This window comes from Nocardia sp. NBC_00403 (assembly GCF_036046055.1).
In the GTDB taxonomy this organism is placed as follows: domain Bacteria; phylum Actinomycetota; class Actinomycetes; order Mycobacteriales; family Mycobacteriaceae; genus Nocardia.
On the sequence record NZ_CP107939.1, the window covers coordinates 8,354,457 to 8,368,219 of the forward strand.

14 protein-coding genes are annotated in these 13,763 nt (G+C 66.5%); 7 read left to right on the forward strand and 7 right to left on the reverse strand.

Annotation, left to right across the window (positions count from 1 at the left end; translation table 11 throughout):
• Positions 1–84: 84 nt before the first annotated feature.
• The 3 genes from OHQ90_RS37600 to OHQ90_RS37610 form a co-directional block, all read right to left on the reverse strand.
• Positions 85–954 (reverse strand): acyl-ACP desaturase, encoded by an 870-nt coding sequence (locus OHQ90_RS37600; protein ID WP_328405882.1) that lies wholly within the window; start codon positions 952–954, stop codon positions 85–87.
• A 110-nt stretch (positions 955–1,064) separates the two neighbouring features.
• A complete protein-coding gene (locus tag OHQ90_RS37605; protein WP_328405884.1) occupies positions 1,065–1,601 on the reverse strand; it encodes an LGFP repeat-containing protein in 537 nt (178 codons plus the stop codon).
• 216 nt (positions 1,602–1,817) lie between these two features.
• On the reverse strand, positions 1,818–3,230 hold the full coding sequence (locus OHQ90_RS37610) for a PhoH family protein (protein ID WP_442941267.1): 1,413 nt from the start codon (positions 3,228–3,230) through the stop codon (positions 1,818–1,820).
• A gap of 293 nt (positions 3,231–3,523) precedes the next feature.
• Between OHQ90_RS37610 and OHQ90_RS37615 the strand changes: the two genes are divergently transcribed.
• Positions 3,524–3,796: a hypothetical protein gene (locus tag OHQ90_RS37615; protein WP_328405888.1), complete on the forward strand. Its 273-nt coding sequence runs from the start codon at positions 3,524–3,526 to the stop codon at positions 3,794–3,796.
• Here OHQ90_RS37615 and OHQ90_RS37620 read toward each other — a convergent pair.
• Positions 3,780–4,226: a limonene-1,2-epoxide hydrolase family protein gene (locus tag OHQ90_RS37620; RefSeq protein ID WP_328405890.1), complete on the reverse strand. Its 447-nt coding sequence runs from the start codon at positions 4,224–4,226 to the stop codon at positions 3,780–3,782. The two genes, OHQ90_RS37615 and OHQ90_RS37620, sit on opposite strands and share 17 nt — an antisense overlap.
• Positions 4,227–4,264: 38 nt before the next feature.
• Entirely contained in the window at positions 4,265–5,002 is a 738-nt protein-coding gene (locus OHQ90_RS37625; protein ID WP_328405892.1) for a TetR/AcrR family transcriptional regulator, read from the reverse strand.
• 107 nt (positions 5,003–5,109) lie between these two features.
• On the opposite strand from OHQ90_RS37625, the gene OHQ90_RS37630 reads away from it, so the two are divergent.
• The 5 genes from OHQ90_RS37630 to OHQ90_RS37650 all read left to right on the forward strand — a co-directional run bounded on the left by OHQ90_RS37630 (position 5,110) and on the right by OHQ90_RS37650 (position 10,507).
• A complete protein-coding gene (locus tag OHQ90_RS37630; protein ID WP_328405894.1) occupies positions 5,110–6,306 on the forward strand; it encodes an FAD-dependent monooxygenase in 1,197 nt (398 codons plus the stop codon).
• 134 nt (positions 6,307–6,440) lie between these two features.
• Positions 6,441–7,730, forward strand: a complete 1,290-nt coding sequence (locus OHQ90_RS37635) for a hypothetical protein (RefSeq protein ID WP_328405896.1) — start codon at positions 6,441–6,443, stop codon at positions 7,728–7,730.
• Positions 7,730–8,467, forward strand: a complete 738-nt coding sequence (locus tag OHQ90_RS37640) for an ESX secretion-associated protein EspG (protein WP_328405898.1) — start codon at positions 7,730–7,732, stop codon at positions 8,465–8,467. Before OHQ90_RS37635 ends, OHQ90_RS37640 begins: the two co-directional genes overlap by 1 nt.
• A gap of 61 nt (positions 8,468–8,528) precedes the next feature.
• Positions 8,529–9,290 (forward strand): HNH endonuclease family protein, encoded by a 762-nt coding sequence (locus tag OHQ90_RS37645; protein ID WP_328405900.1) that lies wholly within the window; start codon positions 8,529–8,531, stop codon positions 9,288–9,290.
• Between the two features lie 236 nt (positions 9,291–9,526).
• Positions 9,527–10,507, forward strand: coding sequence for a TIGR03560 family F420-dependent LLM class oxidoreductase (locus tag OHQ90_RS37650; protein WP_328405902.1), 981 nt, complete (start codon positions 9,527–9,529; stop codon positions 10,505–10,507).
• Positions 10,508–10,613: 106 nt separating this feature from the next.
• Here the strand turns inward: OHQ90_RS37650 and glyA are convergent, their stop codons facing one another.
• Together glyA and OHQ90_RS37660 are read right to left on the reverse strand one after the other, a co-directional pair.
• On the reverse strand, positions 10,614–11,840 hold the full coding sequence (gene glyA / locus OHQ90_RS37655; protein ID WP_328413392.1) for a serine hydroxymethyltransferase: 1,227 nt from the start codon (positions 11,838–11,840) through the stop codon (positions 10,614–10,616).
• A gap of 218 nt (positions 11,841–12,058) precedes the next feature.
• Positions 12,059–12,625 (reverse strand): TetR/AcrR family transcriptional regulator, encoded by a 567-nt coding sequence (locus OHQ90_RS37660; RefSeq protein ID WP_328405904.1) that lies wholly within the window; start codon positions 12,623–12,625, stop codon positions 12,059–12,061.
• A 91-nt stretch (positions 12,626–12,716) separates the two neighbouring features.
• Between OHQ90_RS37660 and OHQ90_RS37665 the strand changes: the two genes are divergently transcribed.
• The gene (locus tag OHQ90_RS37665; protein WP_328405906.1) at positions 12,717–13,181 is read left to right on the forward strand and encodes a PaaI family thioesterase; all 465 of its coding nucleotides are present in this window, start codon (positions 12,717–12,719) and stop codon (positions 13,179–13,181) included.
• Positions 13,182–13,763 lie beyond the last annotated feature (582 nt).

A 13,763-nucleotide genomic window follows, 5' to 3' on the forward strand; every position in this document is an offset into this window, starting at 1 on the left:
CTCAGCGCCACAAAAAACCGGCCGGTGCACGTGTCCGTGCACCGGCCGGCGGCAATTCATTCGCGTTATCCGCGACAGCCCGAATCAGGCAAGCGACTCGGCACGCAGATGCGCGAGCTCGGCACGAGCCTTTTCGCCTTCGTCACCGAGATCGGTCCGTTCGAACACGTTCCACCGGGCCAGCAGCGGAGCGAAAACCAGCTCGCCCTCCTTGGCCCGGTCGTAGATGCCCGCGTCGGCCAGCAGGTCGTCGCTGCTGCGCCCGTCTGGCAGCGTCACCGTCGGCACGTGGAAGCTCGCCACACTGTCAGCGATGGCACGCATCGTCTGATCGGGCGCGATGTCGAAGGCGGCAGCGATCAGGTTGGCGAAAAGGACAGACTGCAACTCGTCGTCGGCCGCAATGCGCTCGGCCATGAGGGTGACCATCTTGTTCTCGCGGAGGGCCGCGGTGTTGCGATGCCGGATCGCGGCGGCCGATTCCTCGAACGCGCAGGTGGCAAGCACGTCGAGCAGGTGCAGCGCAGGACGGCGGAAGCCCTTGGTCATGTGGTCCATCCGCAACCGCTCCAACTCGATCGGATCGACCGAGCGGGTGACCATGAGGTAGTTGCGGATCATGATCTCGTGGCGGTTTTCCTCGGCCGTCCACCGGCCGACCCAGCGCCACCACGAACCGGTGCGCAGGTACTTGCCGATCTCACGGTGGTACGAGGGCAGGTTATCGGCGATCAGCACGCTGACGGTCAACGCCAGCTTGGCGGTCTCGCTGAGCTCTGATTGCTCCGGCTCCCAATCGATGCCGCCCAGGAAGCCGAAGTTCCGGCCATCGTCCCACGGCACGTAGTCGTGCGGCTGCCAGCCGTCTGCGGCTTCGATATGACGACGCAGATTCAGTTCCACCTCGTCCGCAAGCGCTTGCAGAAGCTCGCGGTCGGTCAAGAGATTTTGCACTCACACAACCTAGCTGCTGGGCCCGCGGTGCGGGCATCGACAGATGAGAAACAGGGGATGGAGACCGGCGTCCGGCAACGTGCGCGCACGGCCCCGGACGCCGCGGCCGATCAGGCCTTGGGCGTGACTGTAGTCTTGCCGTCCACCCACGTGATCGTGCCCCCGCTGAAATCGCTCTCCTTGCCGCCCTCGATGTCCTGCTCGTCGCTGGTCGGGTAGCCGAGCTTGCCGTTGGCGCCGCCGTTGTCTTCCCACGCCTTGCGAATCTCGCCCCACACGATGTGCGAGCCGGTGTCCTTGCTCCAGAAGATGGTGCCGCCGGTGAAGTCCTGGTACTTACCATCGTTGGGCGCAGTCTCCAGCGCCTCCAGCGGGGCACCGAGCGGACCGGTCGGACCACCTGTCGCGGTGTACTTTTCGAGGATCTCACCGGCAACGGCGATGTCGCCACCCTGCGTAGCGATCTTGGTTTCATCCGCGGCGCCCGCAGTGTGCTCCTCCATGTGCTCCATGGGCATCGAGGTGGTCGTCTCCGAAGCGGGCTTCGAGTCTTTGTCGTCATCCTTGCTGCAGCCCGCGGCAAGCAGCAATGCGCCTGCCGCGAGCACCGCGGTGAGTCCAGCCGTTCGTCGAGCGAAGTGGTGCATTTCCATCCTCTCGAAAGTGGCTACCGGCGACACCGCGGACGCGGTGACGTCGGCCGTAGCCTAGGCCGCTGCCCGGCAACGACCCGGCGAATCGATGACCGACTCGCCGGGTCGTTGCTGAACACGTATCGCGGCGGATACTACCCATTCGATTGTGAGGTGAAACACACCCTGAATAGTTGCTGGCTACTCAGGCGCCGCACGGGGTTTGCCGGGCTATGCGCTCGGGCCGTACTCCTCCAGCATCTCGGTCACCAGCGCGGCGATCGGCGACCGCTCGCTACGGGTGAGGGTGATGTGCGCGAAAAGCGGGTGCCCCTTGAGCTTTTCGATCACCGCGGCGACACCGTCGTGCCTGCCGACGCGCAGGTTGTCGCGTTGTGCCACATCGTGGGTGAGCACCACCCGTGATCCCGTGCCCAGTCGGCTGAGCACGGTGAGCAGCACATTGCGTTCCAGCGATTGCGCCTCGTCCACGATCACGAACGAATCGTGCAGCGAACGACCGCGAATGTGGGTGAGCGGCAATACCTCCAGCATGTCGCGGCTGAGCACCTCCTCCATCACCTCGCGACTCGCCAACCCGTCGAGGGTGTCGAAGACGGCCTGTGCCCACGGGCCCATCTTCTCGCTCTCGGAGCCGGGCAGGTAGCCGAGGTCCTGTCCACCCACGGCATACAGCGGCCGGAACACCACCACCTTGCGCTGGGTGCGGCGCTCGAGCACCGCCTCCAAACCCGCGGTGAGCGCCAGCGCCGACTTGCCGGTGCCCGCTCGGCCGCCGAGCGAGATGATGCCGATGCTCTCGTCGAGCAGCAGATCGAGGGCGATGCGCTGCTCGGCCGAGCGGCCATGCAATCCGAACGCCTCGCGCTCGCGCACCAACTGCACTCGTTTGTCGGGAGTCACCCGGCCGAGCGCGCTGGAGCTGGAGCCGAGCAGCCGAATTCCGGTGTGGCACGGCAGTTCCTTGGCATCATCCAGATCGATCGCACTCTCGGAGTACAGCCGGTCGATCTGAGCGGAGTTGACATCTAGCTCTACCATCCCGGACCAGCCGGAGGTGACCACGTCCTGGGCGTGGTACTCATCGGCCTGCAATCCCACCGCACTCGCCTTGACGCGCAATGGAATGTCCTTGGAGACCAGCACCACGGCGCGGCCCTCCGCCGCGAGATTGAGGGCACAGGCCAGGATTCGGGAATCATTGGTGTCGGTGCGGAACCCGACCGGAAGTACCGCTGGGTCGGTGTGGTTCAGTTCCACCTGCAGCGTTCCACCCTCGGTGCCGATCGGCACCTGCTGATCCAGCCTGCCGTGCTGCAGGCGTAGATCGTCCAGGTTGCGCAGGGCTTCCCGCGCGAACCAGCCCAGTTCGTGATGGTGTCGTTTGCCTTCGAGCTCGCTGATGACAACCAGCGGTAGGACGACATCGTGCTCGCCGAACCTGGTGAAAGCCCAGGGATCCGACAGCAACACCGAAGTGTCGATCACAAAGGTCCTGGCACCGGAACTGTGGGAATGCATGGGGCGGGCCCCCTTGGTGTCCGAAGAGACAGCGGCGGAATCCTTATTTTTCGCGGAGCGGGAATGCGCCGAGGGAGCGGGAACGGAGCGTGCAGCAGTCACGGTGGGCTCCTTTGTGTCCGCGCGGCACCCGCACAGACGATCTCGCTGGACCGGTCCGTCCTGATGGGATCCGACGTGAGTCAGATGCCACGAGGGCCGGGTGCCGGCCCCCTCGTACTGAATAGCTCAGTCACGGTCAGGACCTCCCGTGCGAGTCACACCGACGCGACCCGCACCACCGACGCTACCGCCGACCGAGATTCCTCGCTCCCGGACTGGTAGGCGTGTCCGTGAATTTGTCGTTAACCCGAGCTCACGGGAACATCCGGCGCCCAAGGGTTAGAGTCGCAGACATGGCCGGTTACGAGGATCTGGAGAAGCTGTCGTCCAAGGAGTTGCACGACAGGGCGATAAAACTGGCGGTGCGCCACGGAGACGTGAAGTACCTGTGGCGATTGCTCACCTCGATCCCCGCTGCCGAGGCTGCGGCGGGCAACCTCGGCCAGAGCGCGGCCGACATCAAGTACGTCGTCCCGATGATCGATGACTACGTCCACGCGGGCGACGGCGAAGTCGCCGAGGTGTTGCGCCCGTTCTACCTGGAGTACCTCATCGAGCACTCCTAGTTCCCGGCTCAGCCGCCGGGAACACCGCGCGCCACAGCCCGACAGCGGTGCCGCGCAGGAAGTTCTCCCAGCTGAAGTGGTCGTCCCACAGGATGATCCGGCCCTCGCGCAGTTCGAAGGTGCCCGCGACCCAGAACGCCACGTGCACCGGACCGAACCGCAGGATGTCGGTGCGGTCGGTGAGCACCACGTTGTCGTCCTCGGCCGCAATGTGATGCATCTCGACGGCGAAGCCGAACTGGTCCCGGTGCAGACCGCGCAGGATGCGCCGGGCCAGACCGCCGCCGACGTCGGGCAGCGTGGAGTTCTTCCAGACGAGGTCGGGGTGCAGAAGCTCCAGCGCCTCCTCCACCGCGCCCATTTCCAGCGCGGCGAAGAATTCGCGCACGGTGATGATCGCGTCTTCTGTCAATTCGGTCTGATCGGACATGTTCCGACTGTATGCCGCGCGGGTCGGCTCCGGGCGGATCAGCGCCGGTCTGCGATGAAGACGGCGAGTCCGTCCAGGATGCGGTCGATGCCGAAGTTCAGCGCATTGTCACGGCCGGCCCCTGGTTCGGAGGCACCGACGACAGCTTGCTCGGCGAAGGCCGCGACTGTCTCGGGGTAACGATCGCCCGCGGCCGCCATGACCTCCCCGAGCTCACGCATCAGCTGTTGTTCCAGTCCCTCTTTACCCACCGTCATCGATTGCTGCGCGAGGCTGCGGACGTGACCGTTCAGCAGCACCATGGTGTCGAGGCGTTCGGCTCCGGTCAGGCCGGTGCCCGCCAACACCTGCAGCGCGGCCTCCATCCACAACAACTCGTTGGGCCCGAACGGACGCACTCCCACGGAGAGTTCGAGCGACCACGGATGCGCGTTGTACTTCTCGAAGATCGCCTCCGCCCACCGGCGCAGGCCGATGCGCCAGCGCTGCTCGACCGAATCCGCTTGGATCGCTGCCATATCCGGCGGCGTGCCGAGGGCCGCGTCGAGCATCAGCGCGGTGAGCTCGGCCTTGCCCGGCACGTAGCGATACAGCGACATCTTGGTGTAGCCGAGGCGCTCGGCCAGACGCTGCATGGACAGGTTTGCCAGGCCTTCGGCATCAGCGAGGGCGATAGCCTCGGCGACGATCCCATTCAGTGACAGCGAGGGCTTCGGTCCACGCTTTGGTCGCTGCTGGGTTCCCCATAGCAGCTCGACAGCGGTAGGTGATGGCATCACCACATCCTTCCGGAGATACGGCTTGACTCGGAACTGTGTCTACCATACTCTCATTCGTGTCTGACGGAAACAGATTCCATGGGACGCAGAATATAGGAGTTTTCATGCGAAACAAGACCGTCCTCATCTCCGGCGCCAGCGTTGCCGGTCCCGCTCTCGCCTACTGGCTGAACCGATACGGATTCGCCGTCACCGTGGTCGAGCGGGCACCTACGCTGCGGACCGGTGGTCAGGCCATCGACTTCAAGGGCGAGACGCACCGCATCGTGCTCGAGCGGATGGGGATCTGGGACGATATCCAGGAGCAGCGCACCGGCACGACCGACATGGTGTTCGTCGACGAAGCAGGCAAAGAACTCGGCGTCATGTCCGGCGACTTCACCGGCGGCGACGTGGAAATCCTGCGCGGTGACCTCGCGGCGATCATGTACAAGAAGACCGCCGACGAATGCGAGTACCTCTTCGGTGACTCGATCAGCACACTCACCGACACCACCGACGGTGTGTTCGTCGAGTTCGAGCGCGGCCCGGCGCGCACCTTCGACCTGGTGTTCGGCGCCGACGGAATCCATTCGCGGGTACGGAAATTGGCCTTCGGACCGGAAAAGGACTTCGTCAAGCACCTGGGCCACTACTACTGCGTCGCGGGTGCGAGCCCGTGGAGCCTCGACGCCGACGGGCCGCGCGACCGCGCGACCGCGTATGCGCACAACACACCGGGCAGGCTCGCGGTCAGCGGCGGCTCGAAAGCACAGCAGCTCTACATGTTCGCCGCCGAGGAACTCGACTACGACCGCAACAGCACCGCGGACCAGCAGCGGGTCATCAAGCAGACCTATGCCGACGTCGGCTGGGAACTGCCGCGCATGCTCACCGAAATCGACGAGTTCGAGGACGTCTTTCTCGATTCGATCAGCAAGGTGGACATGAAGAAAGCCGGTTACACCAAGGGACGGGTCGCGCTGGTCGGCGACTCGGCCTACGGAAACACCCTGGGCGGCTTCGGAACCGGACTCGCGATCGTCGGCGCCTATGTCATCGCAGGCGAACTCGCCGTCACCGACGATCACACCACCGCCTTCGCCAACTACGACGAGATCATGCGCCGCTACACCAAGCTCGCGGGCAACAGCAATGCGGGTGCGTTCCTCGCGCCGAAGACCGCGCGCGGCATCAAGATGCGCAATTGGTTCATGAACTCGCGGATGTTCACGCTCATGATGAAGTACAGCGACAGCGCGGCGAACAACATCGACCTGCGGGACTATCCGGCTCTGGTCACCCAGTCCGTTGCGAACTGAACCGGTCCGACGGTGCGAATCCGCCGCGGCGTGGCTAGCACCGGAGGGCAGGGGTGTGTTTCGATGGAACCGGGGCAGGGTCGGGTGCGTCTATAGGGTCAAGACGGCACTGACGGAAGGGCGGAGGGCCGGTCATGAGACCAACCGACGGCCGCGCGATCACCAATCCCGAGAACGCGCAGAACTTTTCGCACGCAGAGATCAAAAAGGCGTCGGTTCAGATGAACCCGGCCGGGCTCGACGGCGCCCTCGAAGCCTGGTCGGCCATCGCCTCGGCGGTGACCAAGGCCGGGGAACAATTCGAGGCGGCCATTCAGCAAGCGACCGACCAGGATTGGGAGGGTGCCGCCGCGGACAGCGCCTTGCGTGGCATCCGGCAGTTCACCGCGCGGATGAGTGAGCTCGGGCAGGCGCTGAATCAGCAGTCCCAGCCGCTCTCGGCGGCGGCAGGCGCGGCAGCGCGGTTCAAGGCGGCAGTGCCCGAGGTGATCGAAAGTTCCGGAACCACAACCGATCCTGCGGCCCGGAACACCGCCGAAGAGCAGGCCCGCGACGATATGAACACGCTGTACATCCAACCGTATGGGAATACTGCCCCGGACATTCCGACGCTGCCACCGCCGGTGCGACCCGCCGGTGTGAATCCAGGTGGTATCGGCGGCGTGGACGCCGGCGCGCAACCCGGCAGTCCGAACGGCACCGGATCGGGCAAACCCGGCACGCAGAGCGGGACCGAGCACGACAATCCGACCGGCCACGACGAGCCCGCCGCGCCGGACAAACCCACGGACAAGCCGGCCGCTGGAGACCGACCCACAGATCACGGCGCACCGGCAGAGCAGGACACACCGGGCGAGCAGGACACACCGGCCTTGCAGTCCGAATCGGAGCAGCAAGGGAATCCGGAAGCAGAGACTCCGCGGCAAGTCTCGACCGCATCGAGCGGGCAGAACGGCGCGCCCACCATTCCAGCAGGCACCACACCCACCTCTACGAGACCGGTCATGCCCTCGACACTCGGCCCTGCCTCGTATCCGGCAACGGTCCCGACCGCGTACACGCCGATCGCGCCGGTCACGCTCGACGGCATCCCGAGCCGGCCGACGACACAGAGCTCGCCCACCGCGGCACCGGTCTACAGCAGCGAACCTCGACCAGGCACGTCGGTCCCCGGTCAGCTGGGCCCGACGGCGGGGACGCCGGGGACGCCGGGGACGCCGGGGACACAGCCTGTCGCCGGCCCTGCCGGTCGTCCCGGTGCGACAGTCGGAGCGGGCTATTCGAACATGGTCCCGCCGCGCACCCGGGCACGAGGGACCGACGGCGAGCACGACTCGCCCAGCTACCTGCGCTCGGAGGAGCACGCCGCGGAACTTCTCGGCCCGGTCGAGCGGACCGTCCCGCCGGTGCTCGGGGCCGAGTGATGGCGCAATGGTTGCTCACGGCCGAGCAGTTCGCGGCCGCGTGGTTCGGAACCGGCATGGACCGTTTACCTTTTCCGTTCCGGTTCACCAGCCGCTTCCCCGGCCGCAACGAGTATCAGGCGTATCAGCAGCAGTTCCGCGCGGAACTGGCGCACGAGGACCACATCCACCTCCGGCGCGCGCTCGGTGTGCTGGCCCGACCCGATTGGCGCATCGAACTATTCGGCATCGACAATGCCCGCGAGTCGGCGGAGATTCGGGCCATCGGGTGCGCGACCCGCGGCGGCCCCGGCGTCATCGCCGTGCAGCCGCCCGGCCCCGACGGTGGCAAGGTGCGCTTGCGCCGCTGCCGCGTCGACCAGCTCGCCACCGAACTGGTTCGGCTACTGCCGGACCCGCCTGCGGGTACCGCGGCCGAAAAGAGCTACCTGCTCGACGATCTCAACGACGACCGTCCGGACCCGTTCGCCAGTGCGCCCTCGCGCGCGATCAAGGAACGCTACCGGCGCTTCTGGCGTCAGCCCTACGACACCAGAGGCTCTGCCGTTGTGTTGCTCGGCCCACGCAACGGCGCGCCGATCCGGACCGGCAAGCTGCGCTGGATCGATACGACGGAGGGCCGCTACTGCGAGATTCCCGCCAACCGCGCCCTCATGATCCGGCCGTCAACCAGCACGGATATCACCCGCTACCTGGACGAGTCCATCATTCGCGGCAAAGCGCGGCTCGACGGTTAGGGACCTGCGACGCCCTGCGCGCCCTGGTGTCCGTACGTTTGCCGGGGATTATCCTGCCCGCATGGCGACTCGGCGGCCGCCAGGCCGGAGCAGGCCGCGACGGTTCCTGCGCAGCGCCGTGGCCACGCTGGCGCTGCTGTTGTGCGTGGCCGCTGCCGCTGCCGCGCTCTGGATCACCCATCGCGACTCGACACGGTCGGCGGTGGGTTCGCCGAGTCCTCGGCCCTCCTCGGCGGCGTGGTTCCCGCCCGGTCCCGGATCCGCGCGGGCACTGCTGAACAGCCTGACCGTGGGGCGCGACGAGCATTGGGAGAGCTACGCCCGCAACGCATTCGGTCCCGGTTGGGCAGGCCGCGGCGGCGAACCGGTGCAGTCGGACGGATGCACCGCACGGGATGCGGTGCTGCGCCGAGACCTGCACGAGGTGCGAATGGCCGACCGCGATCGGTGCATGGTGTTGTCCGGCAGGTTGGACGATCCCTACACCGGTACACCATTGCCCTACAACCGCTTCAAGGCCTCCGACCTCGAGATCGACCATGTTGTCCCACTCGGTGACGCGTGGCGTTCGGGAGCATGGGATTGGCCCGCGGATCGGCGCGAGCGCCTCGCCAATGACATCGACAACCTGGTTGTGGTGCAGAAACAGGCCAATCGGGACAAGGGCAGCAAGAGTCCGGACCGGTGGCGGCCGCCCCGCCACGAGTACTGGTGCGAGTACGCCAGACGCTGGGTCGGTGTGAAGGCCCGCTACGGCCTGCACGTCACCCCGCCCGAACGCGACGCGCTCGGCGAGATGCTCGACAGCTGCCCGGCGCAGTGAGTCGAGGGGACGTCGCTATCGGCCGACCCGATCGGCGCCCGCCTGATCACCAGGTCCGACCGCTACCGCGATGCGGCCGCCGACCTCGCTCCTGACACCACCGTGCGGATACTCGACCCTGGCCACGCACTCGTGCTGTTTCGCGACACGGCAACCAGTACTCGCGTTTCACGGGTTCCGCCAGGGTCAGTTTCTCCCTGTCTACCGAGTCCGCATGCCCAGTAGCGTTGGCTCGCATGAGCATCCGCCTCGGTTATCAGATGCCGAATTTCAGCCACCCAGGCGCGGTCCGCGATCTGTTCCCCTCGGTGGTCGCGCAGGCGCAGGAGGCCGAAGCGGCCGGGTTCGACACCGCGTTCGTGATGGACCACTTCTATCAGCTGCCGGTTATCGGGCCGCCAGAGGAGCCGATGCTGGAGGCGTACACCACGCTGGCCGCGCTCGCGACCGCCACCGAGCGAATCCAGTTGTCGGCGTTGGTCACCGGCAATACCTATCGCAATCCGGCGCTGCTGGCCAAGACCGTCACCACGCTGGATGTGGTGAGCGGCGGCCGGGGGGTGCTGGGCATCGGTGCGGGTTGGTACGAACTGGAACACCGGCAGTATGGATTCGAATTCGGCACCTTCACCGATCGGTTCGCCCGGCTGGAGGAGGCGCTGCAGATCGTCATCCCGATGTTGCGCGGACAGCGGGCCAGCTTGGACGGGGCCTGGTACCGCGCGGAGGCGGCGATGAATGAACCGCGCCTGCGCGACGACCTGCCGATCCTGCTCGGCGGTGGCGGCGAGAAGAAGACCTTCGCGCTGGCCGCCCGCTACGCCGACCACCTCAACATCATCTGCCACGCTGCCCAACTGCCGCAGAAGTTGGCCGCACTGCTCGAACGCTGCGCCGAGATCGGCCGCGACCCGGCGACTCTCGAAACCAGCTACCTCGCCAACGTCATCCTCGACGAGGACGGCGACCGCGCCCGCAAGCTACAGGCAGACCTGCTGCGTAAACAGGGCGACGAGCTGTCGGCGCTGCCCGCCGAACTGCGCAACTCGCAGGCCGATCGCCAATTCGCCGGTGACCCCGACGATGTCGCCGAACAGCTGCAGCAACGCGTCCTCGACCACGGTGTCGACGGCTTGATCATCAACATGGTCACCAACGGCCACGAGCCGGGCATCGTCGAACTCGCCGGCCGCACGCTGCGTCCGCTGGTGCGGTAGCACAGCGACTTCCGTTCCGGCACAGGCAATCTCGTCGGTGCATCCATGAAAAACGTCTCCGCACACCTCGAATGGTGTGCGGAGACGTCGGTCGGAGCGGGTCGGCTCAGCCGAGCAGGTTCCAGTCCTCCAGGCCCTGGTACAGCGGGAGGTCGCGGGCCAGCTTGACGACGCGGGCGCGCAGCGATTCCGTGTCGGAGCCGCCGGCGAGCGCGGTGGCGATGATGTCGGCGACCTCGGTGAACTCGGCATCGCCGAAGCCACGGGTGGCCAGGGCGGCGGTGCCGATGCGCAGACCGGAGGTGACCATCGGCGGGCGCGGATCGAACGGAACGGCGTTGCGGTTCACCGTGATTCCGATTTCGTGCAGCAGATCCTCGCCCTGCTGGCCGTCGAGTTCGGAGTTGCGCAGGTCGACGAGCACCAGGTGCACGTCGGTACCGCCGGTGAGGACGCTGATGCCCTTGTCCTTGACGTCGGCGCCGCCGAGGCGTTCGGCGAGGATCTTCGCGCCGGACAGGGTGCGCTCCTGGCGGTCCTTGAACTCGGCGCCGCCAGCGATCTTGAAGGCCACGGCCTTCGCGGCGATCACGTGCATGAGCGGGCCGCCCTGCTGGCCGGGGAACACCGCGCTGTTGAGCTTCTTCGCGTACTCCTGCTTGGCCAGGATCAGGCCTGAGCGCGGACCACCGAGGGTCTTGTGCACGGTGGAGGACACCACGTCGGCATACGGCACGGGCGAGGGGTGCAGACCCGCGGCGACCAGACCCGCGAAGTGCGCCATGTCCACCCACAGGTAGGCCCCGACCTCGTCGGCGATCTCACGGAAGGCGGCGAAATCCTGGTGGCGCGGGTAGGCCGACCAGCCTGCCACGATGACCTTCGGGCGCGCGGCCAGCGCGGTCTTGCGCAGCTCGTCCATATCGATGCGGTGGTCTTCCTTGCTGACCCCGTAGGAGTGCACCTCATACAGCTTGCCGGAGAAGTTCAGCCGCATGCCGTGGGTGAGGTGTCCGCCGTGCGCGAGGTCGAGGCCGAGCAGTTTGTCGCCCGGATCCATCAGCGCCATCAGCACCGCCGCGTTCGCCTGCGCGCCGGAATGCGGCTGCACATTGGCGAATTCGGCGCCGAAGAGCTCCTTGGCGCGATCGCGGGCGAGGGTCTCGACCACGTCGACGTGCTCGCAGCCACCGTAGTAGCGACGGCCCGGGTAGCCCTCGGCGTACTTGTTGGTGAGCACGCTGCCCTGTGCCTGCAGCACGGCGCGCGGCACGAAGTTCTCGGAGGCGATCATCTCGAGGGTGTCGCGTTCGCGGGCGAGTTCGCCTGCCATCGCGGCAGCAAGCTCCGGATCGAGCTCACCGAGAGACTGGGTATTGACAGAGGCGGTCGTCTGCGTCACCGCATCAGTCTATTGGCCCCCGTATACGCCCACCGCCAGGGGGTTCGCTCTGGCCGAAACATCGCCGAGCAGCACACCGCTGTGCGTCCGTCTCGACATTCGCGACAGCCATGTGCCAGTCGCCGAGCCGCGTCGCACCAGCGGGCGAGTCAGGCCGGAGTTGTGGCGGATAGGAGGGCCACGAGATGTTCCTGTGCCTCGTCGAGGGGCGTGGTGGATTTGCGGGCGCGGGATTGGACGATCGCGCCTTCGATCGCGCTGACGACGAAGCTCGCCAGTGATGCGGCTCGGGCCGGGGGGATGCCGCTGCCGGTGAAGGCGGTGGTGAGGTGGTCGGCCCAGTCGCCGAGTGCCGCACCTGCGGCGGCTTGCACGCGGGGCTCGGATTCGGCGAGCGCAGCGCCGACGATGGGGCAGCCCGCGGTGAACGCGCTCTGCTCGAGGACCTGCTTCCACCAGCCGATCAGTGCGGCGAGCCACTGTTCGGGCGGGCCCGCGGCGGTGACCTTATCGATCACGGAGGTCATCCGGTCACCGGCGATCTTGGTCGCGGTCTCGACCAGTTCACTCTTTCCGGCGGGAAAGTGCTGGTAGAGCGAGTTGCGTGAGGCATTGCTGCGGTCGAGCAGCGCGGCGAGCCCGGCGGCGTGCACGCCCTGTTCGCGGACCAGCTCGATGGCGCTCTCGATCAGCCGGGCGCGCGGGCCTGCGGTCATCGGTGTCCTCCTCACAGTTGCGTGAACCGATCGGTCCATGTTCCAATCATGACAGATGTGGACCGATCGGTTCATCGAAAGGATGGAACCCATGAGTTCGGAAACCACGGCCGCCCCGGAGATAGATTTCACCGAGCTGTCGGGGCTGGAGCTGCTGCGGACGGCAATGACGATGGCGGGCCGGCCGCGGTTCATCGGCGATCTGCTCGGCATGGAGGTCGACCTGCTCGAACACGGCAAGGTGGTCTTCGGCCTCGAGACCCGACCGGATTTCGCCAACCCGCTCGGCACCACGCACGGCGGCATCTGCGCGACGCTGCTGGATTCGGTGATGGGCTGCGCCGTGCACACCACGCTGGACCCCGGGGTCGGCTACACGACGCTCGAATTGAAGGTCAACTACATCCGCTCGGTCCCGACCGACGGCAGGCGACTCACCGCGACCGGCACCACCATCCACGTCGGCCGCACCACCGCCACCGCCGAGGGCCGCGTCGTCGACGACAAGGGCCGCCTCGTCGCACACGCCACCACCACCTGCGTCATCTTCCGCTGACCCCCACCCTCCCGACGCCACGAGCGGCACGAGCGGCACGAGCGGCACGAGGGTAGTCGAATGGCGGCTCCCACCACCGAACTAACCACCATTCGACTACCCTCGTCACCGAAAATGCTTGAAACGCAACCACAGCCAGTCCTCACGCTGGAAGTTGTTGCCTGTCTGCCCAGGCTGCGGAAGACAAAGCCGGGTACGGCACACGACGTACCCAGCACTGCCCGGAACACCGCTGGGACGTGAGTTTGCTCGTCGAGCCGGGGCACGCGACCCAGCTCGGCTCACCAGTACACGGTGATGTTCTGGGGTGGGCTTGTCTTCCGAACCGGGGGCACGCCACCCAAGATCTCCGGACTAGTTCACCGTGATGTTCTGACAGGGTGACTCGCCTTTCGAACCCCAGGGTGTGCTGTCCAGTTTCGGGTTGCCCTCCAAGGGTTGACCGGGCAGTGCTGGGCGCGTCAGGTGGGGTACCCGGCTTTCTCTTCCGCAGCTTTGCGAGGCAGGCACACGGCTTCCAGCGTGCGGACTGGCTGTAGTTGCGTACTCGTACCTTCTTGGTCCCGGCATCCGATCGATCAC

Bases quoted from the DNA above. Each gene is read 5' to 3' on its own strand.
- OHQ90_RS37640 (WP_328405898.1), top strand. From the start codon at position 7,730: ATGGCGCAATGGTTGCTCACGGCCGAGCAGTTCGCGGCCGCGTGGTTC.
- OHQ90_RS37625 (WP_328405892.1), bottom strand. From the start codon at position 5,002: ATGCCATCACCTACCGCTGTCGAGCTGCTATGGGGAACCCAGCAGCGA.
- OHQ90_RS37635 (WP_328405896.1), top strand. From the start codon at position 6,441: ATGAGACCAACCGACGGCCGCGCGATCACCAATCCCGAGAACGCGCAG.
- glyA (WP_328413392.1), bottom strand. From the start codon at position 11,840: ATGGCAGGCGAACTCGCCCGCGAACGCGACACCCTCGAGATGATCGCC.
- OHQ90_RS37650 (WP_328405902.1), top strand. From the start codon at position 9,527: ATGAGCATCCGCCTCGGTTATCAGATGCCGAATTTCAGCCACCCAGGC.
- OHQ90_RS37645 (WP_328405900.1), top strand. From the start codon at position 8,529: ATGGCGACTCGGCGGCCGCCAGGCCGGAGCAGGCCGCGACGGTTCCTG.
- OHQ90_RS37665 (WP_328405906.1), top strand. From the start codon at position 12,717: ATGAGTTCGGAAACCACGGCCGCCCCGGAGATAGATTTCACCGAGCTG.
- OHQ90_RS37630 (WP_328405894.1), top strand. From the start codon at position 5,110: ATGCGAAACAAGACCGTCCTCATCTCCGGCGCCAGCGTTGCCGGTCCC.
- OHQ90_RS37615 (WP_328405888.1), top strand. From the start codon at position 3,524: ATGGCCGGTTACGAGGATCTGGAGAAGCTGTCGTCCAAGGAGTTGCAC.
- OHQ90_RS37620 (WP_328405890.1), bottom strand. From the start codon at position 4,226: ATGTCCGATCAGACCGAATTGACAGAAGACGCGATCATCACCGTGCGC.
- OHQ90_RS37605 (WP_328405884.1), bottom strand. From the start codon at position 1,601: ATGCACCACTTCGCTCGACGAACGGCTGGACTCACCGCGGTGCTCGCG.
- OHQ90_RS37660 (WP_328405904.1), bottom strand. From the start codon at position 12,625: ATGACCGCAGGCCCGCGCGCCCGGCTGATCGAGAGCGCCATCGAGCTG.